11 protein-coding genes are annotated in these 15742 nt (G+C 70.7%); 6 read left to right on the top strand and 5 right to left on the bottom strand.

Going from position 1 to position 15742, the window contains the following annotated elements:
* Positions 1 to 177 precede the first annotated feature (177 nt).
* The 4 genes from AC29IT_RS09330 (at position 178) to AC29IT_RS09315 (ending at position 4377) form a co-directional block, all read left to right on the top strand.
* Positions 178 to 1365, top strand: coding sequence for a CaiB/BaiF CoA transferase family protein (locus AC29IT_RS09330; protein WP_358445519.1), 1188 nt, complete (start codon positions 178 to 180; stop codon positions 1363 to 1365).
* A 62-nt stretch (positions 1366 to 1427) separates the two neighbouring features.
* Entirely contained in the window at positions 1428 to 2165 is a 738-nt protein-coding gene (locus AC29IT_RS09325) for an acetoacetate decarboxylase (RefSeq protein WP_358445517.1), read from the top strand.
* A gap of 14 nt (positions 2166 to 2179) precedes the next feature.
* Positions 2180 to 3145: a 3-hydroxyacyl-CoA dehydrogenase NAD-binding domain-containing protein gene (locus AC29IT_RS09320; RefSeq protein WP_488218438.1), complete on the top strand. Its 966-nt coding sequence runs from the start codon at positions 2180 to 2182 to the stop codon at positions 3143 to 3145.
* Between the two features lie 47 nt (positions 3146 to 3192).
* Positions 3193 to 4377, top strand: coding sequence for an acyl-CoA dehydrogenase family protein (locus AC29IT_RS09315; protein ID WP_358445511.1), 1185 nt, complete (start codon positions 3193 to 3195; stop codon positions 4375 to 4377).
* Between the two features lie 58 nt (positions 4378 to 4435).
* Here AC29IT_RS09315 and AC29IT_RS09310 read toward each other — a convergent pair whose 3' ends face one another.
* The 3 genes from AC29IT_RS09310 to uvrB form a co-directional block, all read right to left on the bottom strand.
* A complete protein-coding gene (locus AC29IT_RS09310; RefSeq protein WP_488218437.1) occupies positions 4436 to 5989 on the bottom strand; it encodes a type 1 periplasmic-binding domain-containing protein in 1554 nt (517 codons plus the stop codon).
* Positions 5990 to 6012: 23 nt separating this feature from the next.
* Positions 6013 to 7935 (bottom strand): hypothetical protein, encoded by a 1923-nt coding sequence (locus tag AC29IT_RS09305; protein ID WP_488218436.1) that lies wholly within the window; start codon positions 7933 to 7935, stop codon positions 6013 to 6015.
* Between the two features lie 1049 nt (positions 7936 to 8984).
* Positions 8985 to 11141, bottom strand: a complete 2157-nt coding sequence (gene uvrB, locus AC29IT_RS09300) for an excinuclease ABC subunit UvrB (RefSeq protein WP_488218435.1) — start codon at positions 11139 to 11141, stop codon at positions 8985 to 8987.
* Between the two features lie 115 nt (positions 11142 to 11256).
* On the opposite strand from uvrB, the gene AC29IT_RS09295 reads away from it, so the two are divergent.
* Together AC29IT_RS09295 and AC29IT_RS09290 are read left to right on the top strand one after the other, a co-directional pair.
* Positions 11257 to 11853 (top strand): ribonuclease FAU-1 family protein, encoded by a 597-nt coding sequence (locus AC29IT_RS09295; protein ID WP_488218434.1) that lies wholly within the window; start codon positions 11257 to 11259, stop codon positions 11851 to 11853.
* A gap of 208 nt (positions 11854 to 12061) precedes the next feature.
* Complete coding sequence (locus tag AC29IT_RS09290; protein ID WP_488218433.1) at positions 12062 to 12466, top strand: DUF402 domain-containing protein; 405 nt, start codon at positions 12062 to 12064, stop codon at positions 12464 to 12466.
* Positions 12467 to 12673: 207 nt separating this feature from the next.
* Here AC29IT_RS09290 and coaE read toward each other — a convergent pair whose 3' ends face one another.
* Both coaE and rpsA read right to left on the bottom strand, forming a co-directional pair.
* Positions 12674 to 13864, bottom strand: a complete 1191-nt coding sequence (gene coaE, locus AC29IT_RS09285) for a dephospho-CoA kinase (protein WP_488218432.1) — start codon at positions 13862 to 13864, stop codon at positions 12674 to 12676.
* Between the two features lie 103 nt (positions 13865 to 13967).
* Entirely contained in the window at positions 13968 to 15467 is a 1500-nt protein-coding gene (rpsA, locus tag AC29IT_RS09280) for a 30S ribosomal protein S1 (protein ID WP_358443470.1), read from the bottom strand.
* Positions 15468 to 15742 lie beyond the last annotated feature (275 nt).

Here is a 15742-nt window from a genome sequence, read left to right as displayed (position 1 = left end):
ACCGACAGACCGCGGGACCGGAGGGCGAAATCCCTGGTCAGAGCGCTGTCGTGGTATGACCGCGGCGGTCACGCCGTTGTTCTCCGATCGGGCGCACCGATCGATTGCCGCTCGCCGAACCCGCTCGTAGCGTCGTTAGTGAAGCTAATGAATCCGCGCGAGAGGAACTCCGCAGCCATGACAGCCCCCGCCGACGCACCCGCCACCTCGGGCCGGACCGGTCCGCTGGCAGGTGTCCGGGTCATCGACATGGCCACCGTGGTGATGGGCCCGTACGCGGCCCAGATCCTCGGCGACCTCGGCGCCGACGTCATCAAGATCGAGTCGCCGAAGGACACCGTCCGCAACGGCACCCTGCACCGCACCCCGGGCATGACGCCGTTGAACCTCAACGTCAACCGCAACAAGCGCAGCGTGGCGCTGAACCTCAAGGACGAAGCCGACCACGCCACCGCGCTGGAGCTCATCGGCGGCGCGGACATCCTCATCACCAACATGCGGATCGGCGCGCTGCGCAGGCTCGAAATGGACCACCAGAGCCTCGCCGAGCGGTTCCCGCACCTCATCTACGCGCACGCGCAGGGCTTCCGCCCCGACTCCGACCGCGCCGACCTCGCCGCCTACGACGAGACCGTGCAGGCCGCGTCCGGGCTGCTGGACCTCGCCGCGCGGTCCGGGGACATCGGCGCGCCCGTCGTGCTGCCCAGCATCTTCGCCGACAAGGTCGCGGCGCTGACCATCGCCTACACCGCGCTCGCCGCGCTGCACCACCAGCGCGCCACCGGTGAGGGTCAGCTGGTCGAGGTACCGATGGCCGACACGCTGCTCGCGTTCAACCTGGTCGAGCACCTGCAGGGCGCCGCGTTCGAGCCGCCGATGGGACCGACCGGGTTCGCCCCCTCGATGAACAAGGGCCACCGCGCCCGTCCCACCAAGGACGGTTACGCGATGATCATCCCCTACAGCCCGGAGAACTGCCGCGACCTGTTCCACGCGGCCGGGCGCTCCGACCTCGCGGCGGACCCGCGGGTCAACGGCGAGATCCTGGACGCCATCAACGACGGCGAAGCGCTCGCCGAGCTCATCGAGTCGGTCACCCCGAACCTCACCACCGCCGAGTGGATCGACGTGTGCACCAAGCACAGCATCCCCGTCGGCCCGGTGCTCAAGCTCGACGAGGCGGCGGCCGACGACTACGTCCGCGGCGGCCACCTGCTCGACCTGGCCGAGCACCCCAGCGAAGGCTCCTACCGGGCCATCGGGGTGCCGATGAACTTCTCGGCCACCCCCGCCTCGATCCGCAGCCACGCACCGCTGCCCGGCCAGCACACCGACGAGGTGCTGCGCGAGCTCGGCAGGCGCTGAGCTTTACCGCAGCCCCCATCGGGGAATCCCGGCGACAACCCGCGCACGAAGGAGACCGGTCGTTGAACCGCGAGCAGATCCTGCAGAGCCCCACCACCCCGCTCACCGCACCCGCCTACGCCGCGGCGGTGCCCCGGTTCACCGACCGCGAGTACCTCAACGTCGTGTACCGGACCGACCCCGAGGCGCTGCGCGCGGTGGTCCCGGAACCGCTGGAGATCGATGAGCCGCTGGTGCGCTTCGAGATCATGAAGATGGGCGAGGTCACCTCGTTCGGCCCGTACGTGGAGTGCGGCCAGGCGATCCCGGTGCGCCTCGGCGCCGAACGCGGCGAATACCTGCACGCCATGTACCTGGACAGCTTCGCCGCCACCGCCGCGGGACGCGAGGCCAGCGCCTACCCGAAGGTGCTGGGTTCGCCCGCGCTGTTCCCCGACGAGGGGGCGCTGGTGGGCACCCTGGACTACGGCACGCAGCGGGTCGCCACCGCGACCATGGGCTACAAGCACCGCCCGCTGGACCTGGAGCAGGCGAAGGCCGAGATCACGGTGCCCTCGTTCATGCTCAAGATCGTCCCCGGGTACGGGCGGGAACCCCGGGTGTGCGAGCTGATCCGCTCGCAGATCACCGACATCACCGTCAAGGAAGCCCACACCGGCCCGGCCCGGCTCCAGCTGTTCGAGCACGTGCTGGCGCCGCTGGCGGACCTGCCGGTGCGCGAGGTCGTCTCCGCCAGCCACGTCGTCACCGACCTGACGCTGGGCGCCGCGACCCCGGTCCACGATTACCTCGCCGAGTGAAGGAGCGAAATCCCATGACGAGCAACGAGCTCCGGTGGAAGTCGGTCGCGGTCGTCGGCGCGGGCACCATCGGCCTGTCCTGGGCGGCGCTGTTCGCCTCCCGCGGGATGCGGGTGCGGCTGACCGATCCGCGCGAAGACCTCGCGCAGGTGCTCGGCGAGGCCATGCCGTCGATCGCCGCGGGCATCCCGGGCGCTTCGGCCGCCGACCTGCTCACCCGCATCGAGGTCTCCTCCTCGATGCCGGAGGCGGTGCAGGGCGTCGACCTGGTGCAGGAGAACGGCCCGGAACGGCTGGACTTCAAGCAGGAGCTGTTCGCCGAGATCACCCGGCACGCCCCCGCCTACGCGGTGCTGGCCTCGTCGAGCTCCGGCATCATCGCCACCGACATCGCCGAACAGCTGCCCGCGGAGACCGCCGCGCGCGTGCTCATCGCGCACCCGTTCAACCCGCCGCACGTGGTGCCGCTGGTCGAGGTGGTGCCGGGCGAACGCACCGGCGAGGACGTCGTGCAGGCGACCATCGAGTTCTACCGCGAACTCGGCAAGACTCCGGTGCGGCTGCACAAGGAGCTCCCCGGGTTCGCCGCGAACCGGTTGCAGGGCGCGATCATGCAGGAGGCCGTCAGCCTGGTCCTGGACGGCGTGGTCTCGGCGTCCGAACTGGACACCGTGATGAAGGCGTCGCTCGGCGGCCGCTACGCCACGATCGGACCGTTCGAGAGCTTCCACCTCGGCGGCGGTCCCGGCGGCATCCGGCACATGATGAGCCACCTCGGGCTGCGCATGGCCGAGCAGTGGAAGGAGCTGGGTCGCCCCGAGCTGACGCCCGCCGCCATCGAGGAGATCGTCGGCCAGACCGAATCCGCCTACGGCGCAGGCCCGCACGCCTACCTGGAGCGCTCGGAGTCCCGCGACCGCAAGCACAACGCCATCAACGCCGCGCTGGACGCGGAAGCGGACGGCACCGACCGGAACTGACCGGCCGGGACACCCCCACCCCGGCCATTCGCAGAGAGAGGGCCACGATGCCCAAGAAGATCAACACCGATCCGGACTTCTTCGGATTCGCCGAGCTGCTCAGCGATTCCGAGCGCGCCGAACTCGCCGAGATCCGCGACTACCTGCAGCGCGAGATCGCCCCGCTGGCCAATCCGGCGTGGGACAAGGCGGAATTCCCGTTCGAGGCGATCGAGAAGTTCGCCAAGCTCGGCCTCGCCGGCTACCAGTACCCCGAGCACGGCGACGGCGTGGAGCGCAGCTCGCTGTTCCCCGGCTTCCTCAGCATCGAGCTCAACCGCATCGACCCGTCGCTGGCCGTCTTCTCCGGTGTCCACACCGGACTCGCGATGGGCAGCATCCAGGGCGGCGGCGACCAGGAGCAGCGGGACCGCTGGATGCCGGACATGGTCGCCATGCGCAAGATCGGCGCGTTCGCGCTCACCGAACCCGAGGGCGGCTCCGACGTCGCGGGCGGCATGCGCACCACCGCGCGCCGCGAAGGCGACGAGTGGGTGCTCAACGGCGCCAAGCGCTGGATCGGCAACGGGACCTTCGCCGACATCATCGTCGTGTGGGCCCGCGACGAGGCCGACGGCCAGGTGAAGGGCTTCGTCGTCGGCAAGGACACGCCCGGCGTCACCGCGACCAAGATCGAAGGCAAGATCGCGCTGCGCACCGTGCAGAACGCCGACATCGTCTTCGCGGACGCCCGGGTGCCCGAGTCCGACCGGCTGCAGAACATCAACAGCTTCCGGGACACCGCGAAGGTCCTCGCCCGCACCCGCGGCGGCGTCGCCTGGCAGGCACTGGGCCTCGCGATGCGCGCCTACGAGCTCGCCCGCGAGTACGCGGTGAGCCGCGAGCAGTTCGGCAAGCCCATCGGCGGGTTCCAGATGATCCAGGACCTGCTGGTGAAGATGCTCGGCAACATCACCGCCATGTTCGGCATGGTGGTCCGGCTCAACCAGCTCACCGAGCAGGGCAAGGCGGGCGCCGAGCAGGCCGCGCTGGCGAAGGCGTTCACCACCACCCGGATGCGCGAGGTCGTGGGCTGGGCGCGGGAGCTGTTCGGCGGCAACGGCATCGTCCTCGACTACGAGGTCGCGAAGTTCTTCGCCGACGCCGAGGCCGTCTACTCCTTCGAGGGCAGCCGCGAGATGAACACCCTCATCGTCGGCAAGTCCATCACGGGGCTCAGCGCCTTCGCGTGAGCCCGTGCGGCGAGACGCCCGGGGCGGTCCGCCCCGGGCGTTCCCGTGCTCGGCTCGGTCAGTACGCGGTGCGCAGCGGAGTCCGCTTCCCGTCGTCGATCTCCACGACGTGGATGGCCCGGCCACGCGGTTCCCCGGTCGTCATGTCGAAGTAGAAGCCGTCCCCCGCCCCGCCGATCCGGTGGTCCGGGTCGGAATACCCGCTGATCCCGCTGGTCACCGACACCGGTTCCGGTACGCGGTCCTGGTGGCCCTTGACCGCCCTCGCGATGCCCGCGGCCGCGGCCTTCATCGCGTCGTACTCCATGATCGCCCAGCCGTTGGCGAGGCTCGCCCCGCTGTCGGGCGCCGCGCGGAACCGCGCGCTGAACCGCGTGAAGGCGTCGGCCCGCGCGTTGAACTCCGGCGATCCGAGCGCGTCCGGGTCCGCCAACGCCGCGTAGACCACCCGCACCTGGGCGGGCACCTCCGCCGGGTCCAGGTTCGCCGCGTCCGATCCGGTGATCACCGTCATCGGCCGCTGGCAGGTCGGCAGCTGCTTCAGGAACGGCAGCAGCTGGGACGCCCGCCCGCCGTACAGCACCGCGTCGTCCCCGCTGGCGCACGCGCGATCGGCCGCGTTCTCCAACGAGAAGGAGATCTCGTCCTCGCCCGCGTTGCCGGCGAAGGTGATCGGGTACTCGCTCACCTGGCTCCCGAACGCCGCCTGCAAGGAGTTCGCCAGGCCGACCGTGTAGAAGTCGTCCCGGTTGAGGTCCCTGACCAGCTGGTAGGACGACTTCCCCCGTTCCTCCTCCAGCCGGTCCGCCAACGCCTCCGCTTCGCGCCGGTTGTTCGGGCTGACGAGGAAGAACCCGTCGATCGGACCGCTCGGCACCTCGTCCCCGCCGTCGAAGTCCTCCACGACCCCTCGCGCGTTCAGGCCGTTGGCGGTGAGCACCGCCCCCACCATCGGGATGTCGGCGTCCGAGAGCGCGTGCGCCCCCAGCAGGGTCTCCTTGACGCTCACCCCGAGCCCGGTGACCGCGACCAGCGGGGACTCCGACCCGGTCCGGCGCACGAGCTGGTCGACGACCGGCGCCCAGCCCTGCTCCGCGGATCCCTCGTTGGCGACCACGACCTGCACGGCGGGTCCTTGGGGCCCCTCGTTGACGTCGTGCTGCGCTTGGGCGGCACCTTCGAGCAGGTCGCGCACCTGGTCTTCGGACGCGGCCCCGAAGGCGTGCTTCGGCACCGGGGTCAGCACGGCCACCGTCACCGTCTTGCGGGCCGGATCGGCCGCGGCGTCCCGGTTCTGCTGGTCGAACCTCGCCATCACCGGGCTCAGCGCGTCGACACCGAAGTTCGACGAGGCCGACACTCCGATGCACTCCGCGGCCCCGGCGTCGTCCGCGGCGACACCGGCCGTGCGCAGGCCGGCCGGGCTCACCCACTCGCCCGCACCGCAGTGCGCGTACGACACCGCTCGCCACCCGTTCGAGTACACCGCCAGCACTACGCCGCACGTCAGCCCGGCGGTCAGGAACGCGGCCAGCCACCGCCGCCGCCGCTGTCGCGCGGACTCCCGGTTCGACCGCGGCCGGGTGAAGCTCGTATCCAGCACCGTGTTCAAGGCTTCCTCCTGCACGCCGGTGTTCACCGGTACTTGTCCGCCTCGGCCCGCAGCTCCGGGAGGCCGTCGCGCGCGTACGGCGCGACGTCGTCGAGGTCGACTGCGATCTCGCTGTTCAGCTCGTGCTTGCGGGCACCGCCGAGCGGGTCGGCCGCCACCCACTTCGCGGCGACGAGCCGGGCCAGCGGGGCCACCGGCAGGTCGCGTGGCATGACCCACCTGGTCAGGTCGCGGACCCGCTCGACCGGGGCTTGCCCGCTCGTGTCCCGGCTGGGCGCGGCGCACACCGACCGCAGCAGCGCCAGCCATGTCGTGGCGGGCATCTGGTCCAGCAGGTCCGCGAGCCGCCGCGTCACCTGTTCGATCTCGCCGAGCGCCAAGGCGAAGTGCAGCTCCCCGGCGAGGTCGTGGTCCTGCTCGCAGTGGCTGCGCAGCCAGCGGTGCACCGATTCCCAGTCAGCGCGCTCGCCCGGACCGCGAGCGGCGAGCCTGCGAAGCAGCAGCCTGCGCAGCACCGGGACCATCACCTGGTCCGCGTCGACGGAGCACGGCCACCACGCCGCGTCGAGCACCACCGGCCGCGGGTCCGCCGACGCCAGCATCGGCCGGTACTCGGCCAGCCGCTGCCCTTCCGCGAAGTTCCGCGCCGCGGAGCAGGTGATCAGGTCTTCCAGGCCGGTCAGCGGAACCCCCCGCAGGAACGCCTTCAGCGCGAGGGCCTCCACCCGCTCCGAACCCGTCCCGACCGACAGCGGTCCCGCGAGCAGCTCGTGCAGGTCGGCCGGATCCGCGCCGTGCTCCGCGATCGCGTCCAGCAGCATCCGGGTGGTGCGCGGGTGCCCGTGCGCGAAGCCGTGCAGCATCGCGACCGCGCGCCGCGCGTTCCCCAGCACCGGCCCCAGCGGCGCCGCCATGTCGGCGACCGCGTCGGCGCTGAGGTCGCCCAGCAGCACCGGGTACGAGCCGGGCGTGCGGTTCGCCGCCGAGCGGGCGAGGTGGTCCGCGTAGCCCGCGACGTCGATCGGCACCGGGCCGCCGCGCGCGAGCGGATCGACGTTCGCGGTGGCCACCGCGGTCAGCGGGTCCGGGTCCTCGGTCGCGGCCGTCCCGCGCCGCCTGCGCGCGGCTTCCAGTCCTCGCAGCAGTTCCGGGGCGGCATCCGCGTCGTCGAGCAGCACGACGCAGTTCAGCGTGCGGCGATCGGCCGCCCACCCGCTGCGGAACCCGTCCCGCAGGTCCGCCAGGAACGCGGCCCACAGCACGTCGCCCACTTCCTGCGCGACCTCCGGATCGCTCGCGCGGGCCTTGCGGTTGAGGTCGACCAGCACGTCCACCGGATCGCGGTCGAGCCCCCGGTCCTGGTGCCCGTACCAGGCCCGCTCGTCGCCCCACTGCCACCGGGCGCGCCGCAACGCGTTGATGCCGGTCAGCACCAGGTCCGGCAGGTGCCCGCCCACCGCGGCGGCCCCCGGGACCGCGGCGGTGGGCGCTCCGGCCGCGAGCGAGGCCAGGAACTGCGGCGGGTCGCTGATCTTCGGGTAGGTGGCCAGCGACTCCTCGACCTGCCTGCGCGCGGCGGGCCGGCCGGTGAGGTCCAGGTGCGGCCCGAGGGCGAGGTGGCCCGCGATGAACCGGGGGAACTCCAGCGTCCCGTAGCCCTTGCAGGACCTGCTGAGCTGAGCGGCGAGGTCGGCCAGCGCCCGCGGCACCGATGAGCCGTCGAGCCGCGCGCAGTCGAACCGGGCGCACGGCACGTTGCCGTCCATCCGGGCGGCGAGCTCGTCGAGCAGCGCCGTCTTCCCGGTGCCGCCGGTACCGCAGAAGACGAGGACGGGAACCGGCCGGCTCGCCGGGATTCCATCCCGTTCCGGGCGCGCCAGGAATTCCCGGACCAACCGCAGTTCCCGGTCGCGCCCGCACAACGGTCCGCTCGCGCGCCGCACCATGAGATCCCCCGATCCGCGCTGCACGACTCCCCCGGGCAATTCCCCACCACTCCCGGAAGAGCGAGAAAAGGAGATTACAAAGATCCGGACCGAGCGGTCAACGCTCTTTTATCGGAAAGACGATACCGCCGGTCAGTGGAACCCGATCGGGCCAATCCCCAGCCGCCACATCCGCCGCTGGAGCAGCGCAAACCCGCCCGCACGCACAATTCGACCACCCCGATGGAGAAAGATCGACAACGTCATCAAGATCGGAAATTGCCACCGCCGAATGGTGCACGTTCACGCCGGTCATATTCCACAAGAGCGAACGACGAAAAGGAGCAGCCGGGCGAATAGCACCGCGAACGCATCACCACTCCCGCGCACCGCACGGCCACCGCCTCCTCCCGATGGCACCGCCGCCCCCACCGAGAACCCGACGAGTTCGCCGCCGCCGAGATCCCCTGTTCGTCGACGTCCGCGCTCCACCTTCACCGAACCGACCCCCAACGTTGGTCGAGCGCCCCACCCATCCAGCCGCCCTACCCAGGCGAATGGCCCACTCGCCCACCGAGGCCGGTCGAACGGGCCACTCACCCAGCGGCCCTTCCCAGGTGAATGGCCCACTCGCCCAACGAGATCGGTCGAATGGCCCACTCACCTGACCGCCCTACCCAGGTCAATGGCCCACTCACCCGGCCGTCCTACCCGGGTGAATGGGCCACTCGCCCACCGAGGCCGGTCGAATGGGCCATTCACCCGGCGGTCCTGGCCAGGTGAGTGGCCCACTCGCCCAGCGAAGTTGGTCGGGTGGGTCGTTCACCTGGTTTGCCACCGGTAGCTGCCGCGGGTCGCCGCCGTCCGGTACCGATCCCAGCAGCTGTGCGGCGTGCACGTCACCGCGGTCGTCGACCCCGTCCGCGGTGAACGCCACCCGGCCCGCCGGTGCGACCGACCGGTGCGCGGCAGCCGCGGCGCGCTCCCACTGCCGGACGCGGGTCTGCCGCGCACGCGGGGGCGCTCGCAGGCGCCCCGAAACCCGCCACCGCCCCGGCGCGGGCCGGGACCTACTTGATGCCCGCGGCGTCCATGCCGCGCAGTTCCTTCTTCAAGTCGTGGATCTCGTCGCGCAGCCGCGCCGCCAGCTCGAACTGCAGCTCCCGCGCCGCGTTCATCATCTGGTCGTTGAGCTGCTGCACCAGGTCCGCCAGCTCCGCCCGCGGCATCGAGCTGGTGTCGCGCCCCTCCAGCACGCCGGACGAGGCCACCGCCTCCCCGCTGGGCTTCTTCCCGCGCGAGGAGTTGCGGCCGGAGCCACCGACCGCCACCGACTCCTCGGTGTCCTCGGACTCGGTGTAGACCCGGTCCAGGATGTCGGCGATCTTCTTGCGCAGCGGCTGCGGATCGATGCCGCGCTCGGTGTTGTAGGCGATCTGCTTGGCGCGGCGCCGGTTCGTCTCGTCGATGGCGTGCTGCATCGAATCGGTGATCTTGTCGGCGTACATGTGCACCTGGCCGGAGACGTTGCGCGCCGCGCGGCCGATCGTCTGCACCAGGCTCGTCCCGGAGCGCAGGAAGCCCTCCTTGTCGGCGTCCAGGATCGCCACCAGCGACACCTCCGGCAGGTCCAGGCCCTCCCGCAGCAGGTTGATGCCGACCAGCACGTCGAACTCGCCGAGCCGCAGCTGCCGCAGCAGCTCCACCCGCCGCAGCGTGTCCACCTCCGAGTGCAGGTAGCGCACCCGCACGCCCAGCTCCAGGAAGTAGTCGGTGAGGTCCTCGGCCATCTTCTTCGTCAGCGTCGTCACCAGCACCCGCTCGTCGCGCTCGGCGCGGTCGCGGATCTCGCCGACCAGGTCGTCGATCTGCCCTTCGGTCGGCTTCACCACGACCTCCGGGTCGACCAGCCCGGTCGGGCGGATCACCTGCTCGACGAACTCACCGCCGGCCCGCCCCATCTCGTACGGGCCGGGCGTCGCCGACAGGTACAGCGTCTGCCCGATGCGGTCGGTGAACTCCTCCCAGGTCAGCGGCCGGTTGTCCATCGCGCTGGGCAGCCGGAAGCCGTGCTCGACCAAGGTGCGCTTGCGGGACATGTCGCCCTCGTACATGCCGCCCACCTGCGGCACCGTCTGGTGCGACTCGTCGATGACCAGCAGGAAGTCGTCCGGGAAGTAGTCCAGCAGGGTCGCGGGCGCCGTCCCCGCCTCGCGGCCGTCGATGTGCCGCGAGTAGTTCTCGATGCCGGAGCAGAAGCCGACCTGGCGCATCATCTCGATGTCGTACTGGGTGCGCATCCGCAGCCGCTGGGCCTCGAGGAGCTTGTTCTGCTTCTCCAGCTTCCCCAGCTGCTCCTCCAGCTCGCCCTCGATGCCGCGGATCGCCTTCTCCATCCGCTCCGGACCCGCCACGTAGTGGGTCGCCGGGAAGATCCGCACCTCGTCGACCTCGCGAACGATCTCGCCGGTCAGCGGGTGCAGGTAGTAGAGCCGCTCGATCTCGTCGCCGAACAGCTCGACGCGCACCGCCAGCTCCTCGTACGCCGGGATCACCTCGACCGTGTCGCCGCGCACCCGGAAGGTGCCGCGGGCGAACGCGATGTCGTTGCGGGTGTACTGCACGTCCACCAGCGCGCGCAGCAGCATGTCCCGGTCGATCTCCCCGCCGACCTCCAGCGCGATCGAGCGGTCCAGGTACGACTGCGGCGTGCCCAGGCCGTAGATGCAGGACACCGAGGACACGACCACGCAGTCCCGCCTGCTCAGCAGGTTCGAGGTCGCCGAGTGCCGCAGCCGCTCCACGTCCTCGTTGATCGACGAGTCCTTCTCGATGTAGGTGTCGGTCTGCGGGACGTACGCCTCGGGCTGGTAGTAGTCGTAGTAGCTGACGAAGTACTCGACGGCGTTGTCCGGGAAGAACTCCCGCATCTCGTTCGCCATCTGCGCCGCGAGCGTCTTGTTCGGCTCCAGCACCAGCGTCGGCCGCTGCAACCGCTCGACGAGCCACGCCGTGGTCGCCGACTTCCCGGTACCCGTCGCGCCCAGCAGCACCACGTTCGCCTCGCTGGCCTTGATCCGCCGTTCCAGCTCGTCGATCGCCGCCGGCTGGTCGCCGGACGGGTCGTAGTCGCTGACCATGCGGAAGCAGCCACCGGTGCGCGGGATGTCGCTGACCGGCCGGAAGGTGGTGTCGGCCGGGGTCGGGTACTCAGTCGCGAAAGCCACGTCCTCGAGGGTACGAGCCCCCACCGACAGCGCGCCGCCGCCCGAGGCGCGCACCACCCGCCGTCCCGGATTTCAACCCTGCCGCCGCACCCCGGACCCGACCTACAGTGGCGGGGTGACCACGCAACGCGAGATCGCAGCGAGCCTCGGACTGCCGGTGCACCCGCCGAAGGTCGAACTGTTCGACGTCGAAGCGGGCACCAACACCGATCCCAAGAGCATCATCCGCGACGTCGACGAATACCGGCGCGCGCCGTTCGGCCTCTACCTCCGCCGCGGGATGCCCGACCACCCGAAGCTGCGGGCGCTGCAGTCCTGGCTGCTGCCCGAGCACGACCTCCGCATCACCCGCTGGGAGCACCGGCCCGGATTCGCCGACGGGTGGGACTACTACGTGGACATCGCCCGCGTCGAACCCGGGCCGCGGCGGTGGCGCACCGAGGACCACTACCTCGACCTGCTGGTCGCCGACGGCCGCGAGGCGCGGTTGATCGACGTCGACGAGTTCCTGCTGGCGGTGCGGGCGGAACTGCTCGACGAGCGGACCGCCGAACGGGCCATGCGCGCCGCGTGCACCGCGCTGGAAGGGCTCGCCCGGCACGGCCACCGGTTGGACGACTGGCTGCGGGAGCTCGGCATCGAACTCACCTGGTCCGGGCAATCCGACCACGATCCCGCGGTCCGGGCGGCACTCGTACCGCCGAATCGGTGACGGCCCGCGCACGGGCCGAATCGATATCCGACCAGGACGGGAAAGTTATGTTAAAGAACGGTACTGACGATCACGGACTCCGAAATCGGCGCTACTGTCTGGAGTCGTGGGCGCCGTAATCACTCCTCAGCTGGTCGACATCATCGATCTGTTCGCTGCGCAGCGTTCGCATTCTTCCGGCGCTGTCGTGCCCCTCGATCGATGCCAGGTGGAGCACTGGGGACTGTCCCTGGAGTGCGCCACGCCCGAGGATCCCGCGCACGAAGGCGAGGTCACCTGGCTGATGCCGGACCTCGGACTGCGGCTCACCCGCCGCCGGTCCCGGCGCAGGCACTCCCGGCGGGAGCCGAGCATGCTCACCGTCGTCCACGTCGAACGCGACACCCGATCGTGGACGGTGACGGATCTGCTGCTCGGCCTGCAGGTCCCGGACCGCGGCTCCGCGCGCATCGTGCAAGCCGAGGAATTCGCCACCGCCATCTCCGCGGGAATGATCCGCCTCAGCGAAGCCGACTACGCGCTGCGCACCGTGCACCGAACCTTCGAAGAGATCACCCGCCATCGGGACATCAACCAATGGCTGGCCCACCGAGCCATCTTCGAACTCTGGTGAGTTCTCGGGGGGTCCTTTTACTCCCAGGGCGGGTGGCGGAACCTCAGCGTTCTCCTCGCTGCGGGATCGTTTTCACCCGTGACTCCGCCACAGGCGAAAACGCTGTCCTCGCGAGGAGAAGGCTGAGAACCCGCGGGTGGTCCTGCTGCTTTGGTGGTCGCTGCTCAGCGGCTGCACCGCTGACAGGATTGACGGGCTGGGACTTCGTCAGTCGCGGGGTGGGGTCCAGCCTGTTCGGTCCGCCCATTCCTGGGCTTTCGGGAGTGCTGCGGGGAACCAGGGGTCCTTGGCCGCCGCGTAGGCCTCGGGGGTGTCGTGGCGGGCCGAGAGCTCGCGCTTCACGGCCAGGTAGTCCGCGCGCGCTTCCGGATCGGCCCGCAGCCAGTCCCGCAGCAGCAGCGCCACCCACCAGCCCGGCCCGCCCTGCACCCGCACGTGCAAGTTCACCGGCCGGCCCGGGTCGGCCGAGTTGTGATAGCGCTTGCTCCAGTGCGCCGGCTCCGGGTCGAAGGGGTGCGGGTTGTCCCGCTGGATCCCGTGGTCGGCCGGGAAACCGGCGTCCGCCAGCGCATCCGCGATCGCGTCGGCGTCGGCCAACGACCGCACCGACAGCTGCAGATCGATGATGTCCTTCGCCGGGAATCCGGGCACCGAGGTGGAGCCGACGTGCTCGACCCGCAGCCCGGCCTCGCCCGCCGCGCGCAGCACGCGGGCGCCGAGCCTGCGCGCGGTGCGCGGCCACTCCGGATCGGGGTCGGCGAGCACCGGCGGTTTCCGCGGCGGCCGCTGCCGCTCGCGCACCCCGCGCTCGTAGGGCACCAGCCGGTCGAACCACAGCCGGTCCACCGCGGTGACCAGGTCCTCGACCGGGCCGGTGTTGTCCAGCCACACGTCGGCGGCCTCGCGGCGCTGCTCGTCGGTGGCCTGCGCGCGGATCCGCGCCCGCGCGTCCGCCGCGTCCAGGCCGCGCGCGGTCAGCCGCCGCACCCGCTCCTCCTCCGGAGCGTCCACGATGATCACCAGGTGGTAGTTCGCGGCGTAGTCGTTCTCCACCAGCAGCGGGACGTCGTGCACCACGATCGCGTCCGCGGGGGCTTCGGCCATGCGCTGCGCGGTGAGCTCGCCGATCTTGGGGTGGGTGATGGCGTTGAGGTCGGCGCGGGCCTGCTCGTCGGCGAACGCGACCCGGGCCAGCGCCGGCCGGTCCAGCGCGCCGTCCGCGGTGCGGATCTCCGGCCCGAACCGCTCGACCAGTTCCGCCAGGCCCCGGCTGCCGGGTTCGACGACCTCGCGGGCCAGCCGGTCCGCGTCGATCAGCACCGCGCCCAGCTCCACGAGCCGCGCCGCCACCGTCGACTTGCCCGATCCGATCCCACCGCTGAGGCCCACGCGCAACATGCGCCCCATCCTGCCAGGCCCCGGACGTGCGACGGCCCCGCACCTGCGAACAAGTGCGGGGCCGTCGTGCCTATCCGTTCCGGATCAGACGGAGACCGTCAGATCACGCACCGCCGGAGAGCTTCTCCCGCAGCGCGGCCAGCTGGGCGTCGCTGGCCAGGGAGCCCGCGTCCTCCTGCTGCTCGGACGAGCCGGAGGACGAGTAGTTCCCGCCGCCCTGCTCGGAACCCGCACCGGAAGCACCCGCGGCAGCGGCCTCGGCGTCGGCCTCGGCGGCCTTCGCGACCTGCTTCATGTGCTGCTCGTAGCGGGACAGCGCGTCGGCGTACTGGCGCTCCCACTCCTCGCGCTGGGTGTCGTAGCCTTCCTGCCACTCCTGGGTCTCCGGGTCGAAGCCCTCGGGGTAGATGTAGTCGCCGTTGTTGTCGTACTCGGCGGCCATACCGTACTGAGTGGGGTCGAACTCGGAGTCCGGCGTGAAGCCCTCGTTCGCCTGCTTCAGCGACAGCGAGATCCGGCGGCGCTCCAGGTCGATGTCGATGACCTTGATCATCACGTCGTCGCCGACCTGGACGACCTGCTCCGGGATCTCCACGTGGCGCTCGGCCAGCTCGGAGATGTGCACCAGGCCCTCGATGCCCTCGTCGACGCGGACGAACGCACCGAACGGAACCAGCTTGGTGACCTTGCCCGGCACGATCTGGCCGATCGCGTGGGTGCGGGCGAACTGGCGCCACGGGTCTTCCTGCGTCGCCTTCAGCGACAGCGAGACGCGCTCGCGGTCCATCTCGACGTTGAGGACCTCGACCGTGACCTCCTGGCCGACCTCGACGACCTCGCTCGGGTGGTCGATGTGCTTCCAGGACAGCTCGGAGACGTGCACCAGACCGTCGACGCCACCGAGGTCCACGAACGCACCGAAGTTGACGATCGAGGAGACGACACCCTTGCGGACCTGGCCGTTCTGCAGCTGGTTGAGGAACTCGCTGCGGACCTCGGACTGGGTCTGCTCCAGCCAGGCGCGACGGGACAGGACCACGTTGTTGCGGTTCTTGTCCAGCTCGATGATCTTGGCTTCGAGCTCGCGGCCGACGTAGGGCTGCAGGTCGCGCACGCGGCGCATCTCGACCAGCGACGCGGGCAGGAAGCCGCGCAGGCCGATGTCGAGGATGAGGCCGCCCTTGACGACCTCGATGACGGTGCCCTTGACGGGCTCGTCCTTGTCCTTGAGCTCCTCGATGGTGCCCCAGGCGCGCTCGTACTGGGCGCGCTTCTTGGACAGGATCAGCCGGCCTTCCTTGTCCTCCTTCTGGAGGACGAGGGCCTCGACGAAGTCGCCGACGGTGACGACCTCGGCCGGGTCGACATCGTGCTTGATGGACAGCTCCCGGGACGGGATGACGCCCTCGGTCTTGTAACCGATGTCAAGCAGCACCTCGTCGCGGTCGACCTTGACGATGGTGCCCTCAACGATGTCGCCGTCGTTGAAGTACTTGATGGTTAGGTCGACGGCGGCGAGGAAGTCCTCCTCCGTCCCGACGTCGTTGACCGCGACCTGCGGCTTGGTGGCGGTGGTCGGAACGGTGGTGGTGTCGGTGGACATCAGGTGGGTTGCTCCGGTACGGATAGTTTGTCGGTTGCCTGCGGTTGTCCCCCGCCTCGGCCGGCGCGGGACCCGGGCTGGCAGACCTACCAGCACGCATCCGCGCAACGACCCGCTGGGGGTTGCACCTTGGATCTTAGCCTCCGGGACCGACACCTCTGCGGGCGGAACCGGCGGAACTGGTCCGTTCGCGCTCGGCCCGGTGGTGTTCGACTCCCGGATCCGGTTCGAGCGGTCACCCGCTGCTTCCCCGGCCTGCGCGGCCTGCCACGTCC

This window comes from Saccharopolyspora sp. MMCC62, from assembly GCF_057736575.1.
Note: the sequence above shows the minus strand (reverse complement) of the source record. Positions and strands in the feature narration are given on the sequence as shown.

Coding starts and splice junctions, on each gene's coding strand:
- rpsA (WP_358443470.1), bottom strand. CDS start 15,467: ATGTCCACCGACACCACCACCGTTCCGACCACCGCCACCAAGCCGCAG.
- coaE (WP_488218432.1), bottom strand. CDS start 13,864: ATGTTGCGCGTGGGCCTCAGCGGTGGGATCGGATCGGGCAAGTCGACG.
- AC29IT_RS09305 (WP_488218436.1), bottom strand. CDS start 7,935: ATGGTGCGGCGCGCGAGCGGACCGTTGTGCGGGCGCGACCGGGAACTG.
- AC29IT_RS09315 (WP_358445511.1), top strand. CDS start 3,193: ATGCCCAAGAAGATCAACACCGATCCGGACTTCTTCGGATTCGCCGAG.
- AC29IT_RS09330 (WP_358445519.1), top strand. CDS start 178: ATGACAGCCCCCGCCGACGCACCCGCCACCTCGGGCCGGACCGGTCCG.
- AC29IT_RS09320 (WP_488218438.1), top strand. CDS start 2,180: ATGACGAGCAACGAGCTCCGGTGGAAGTCGGTCGCGGTCGTCGGCGCG.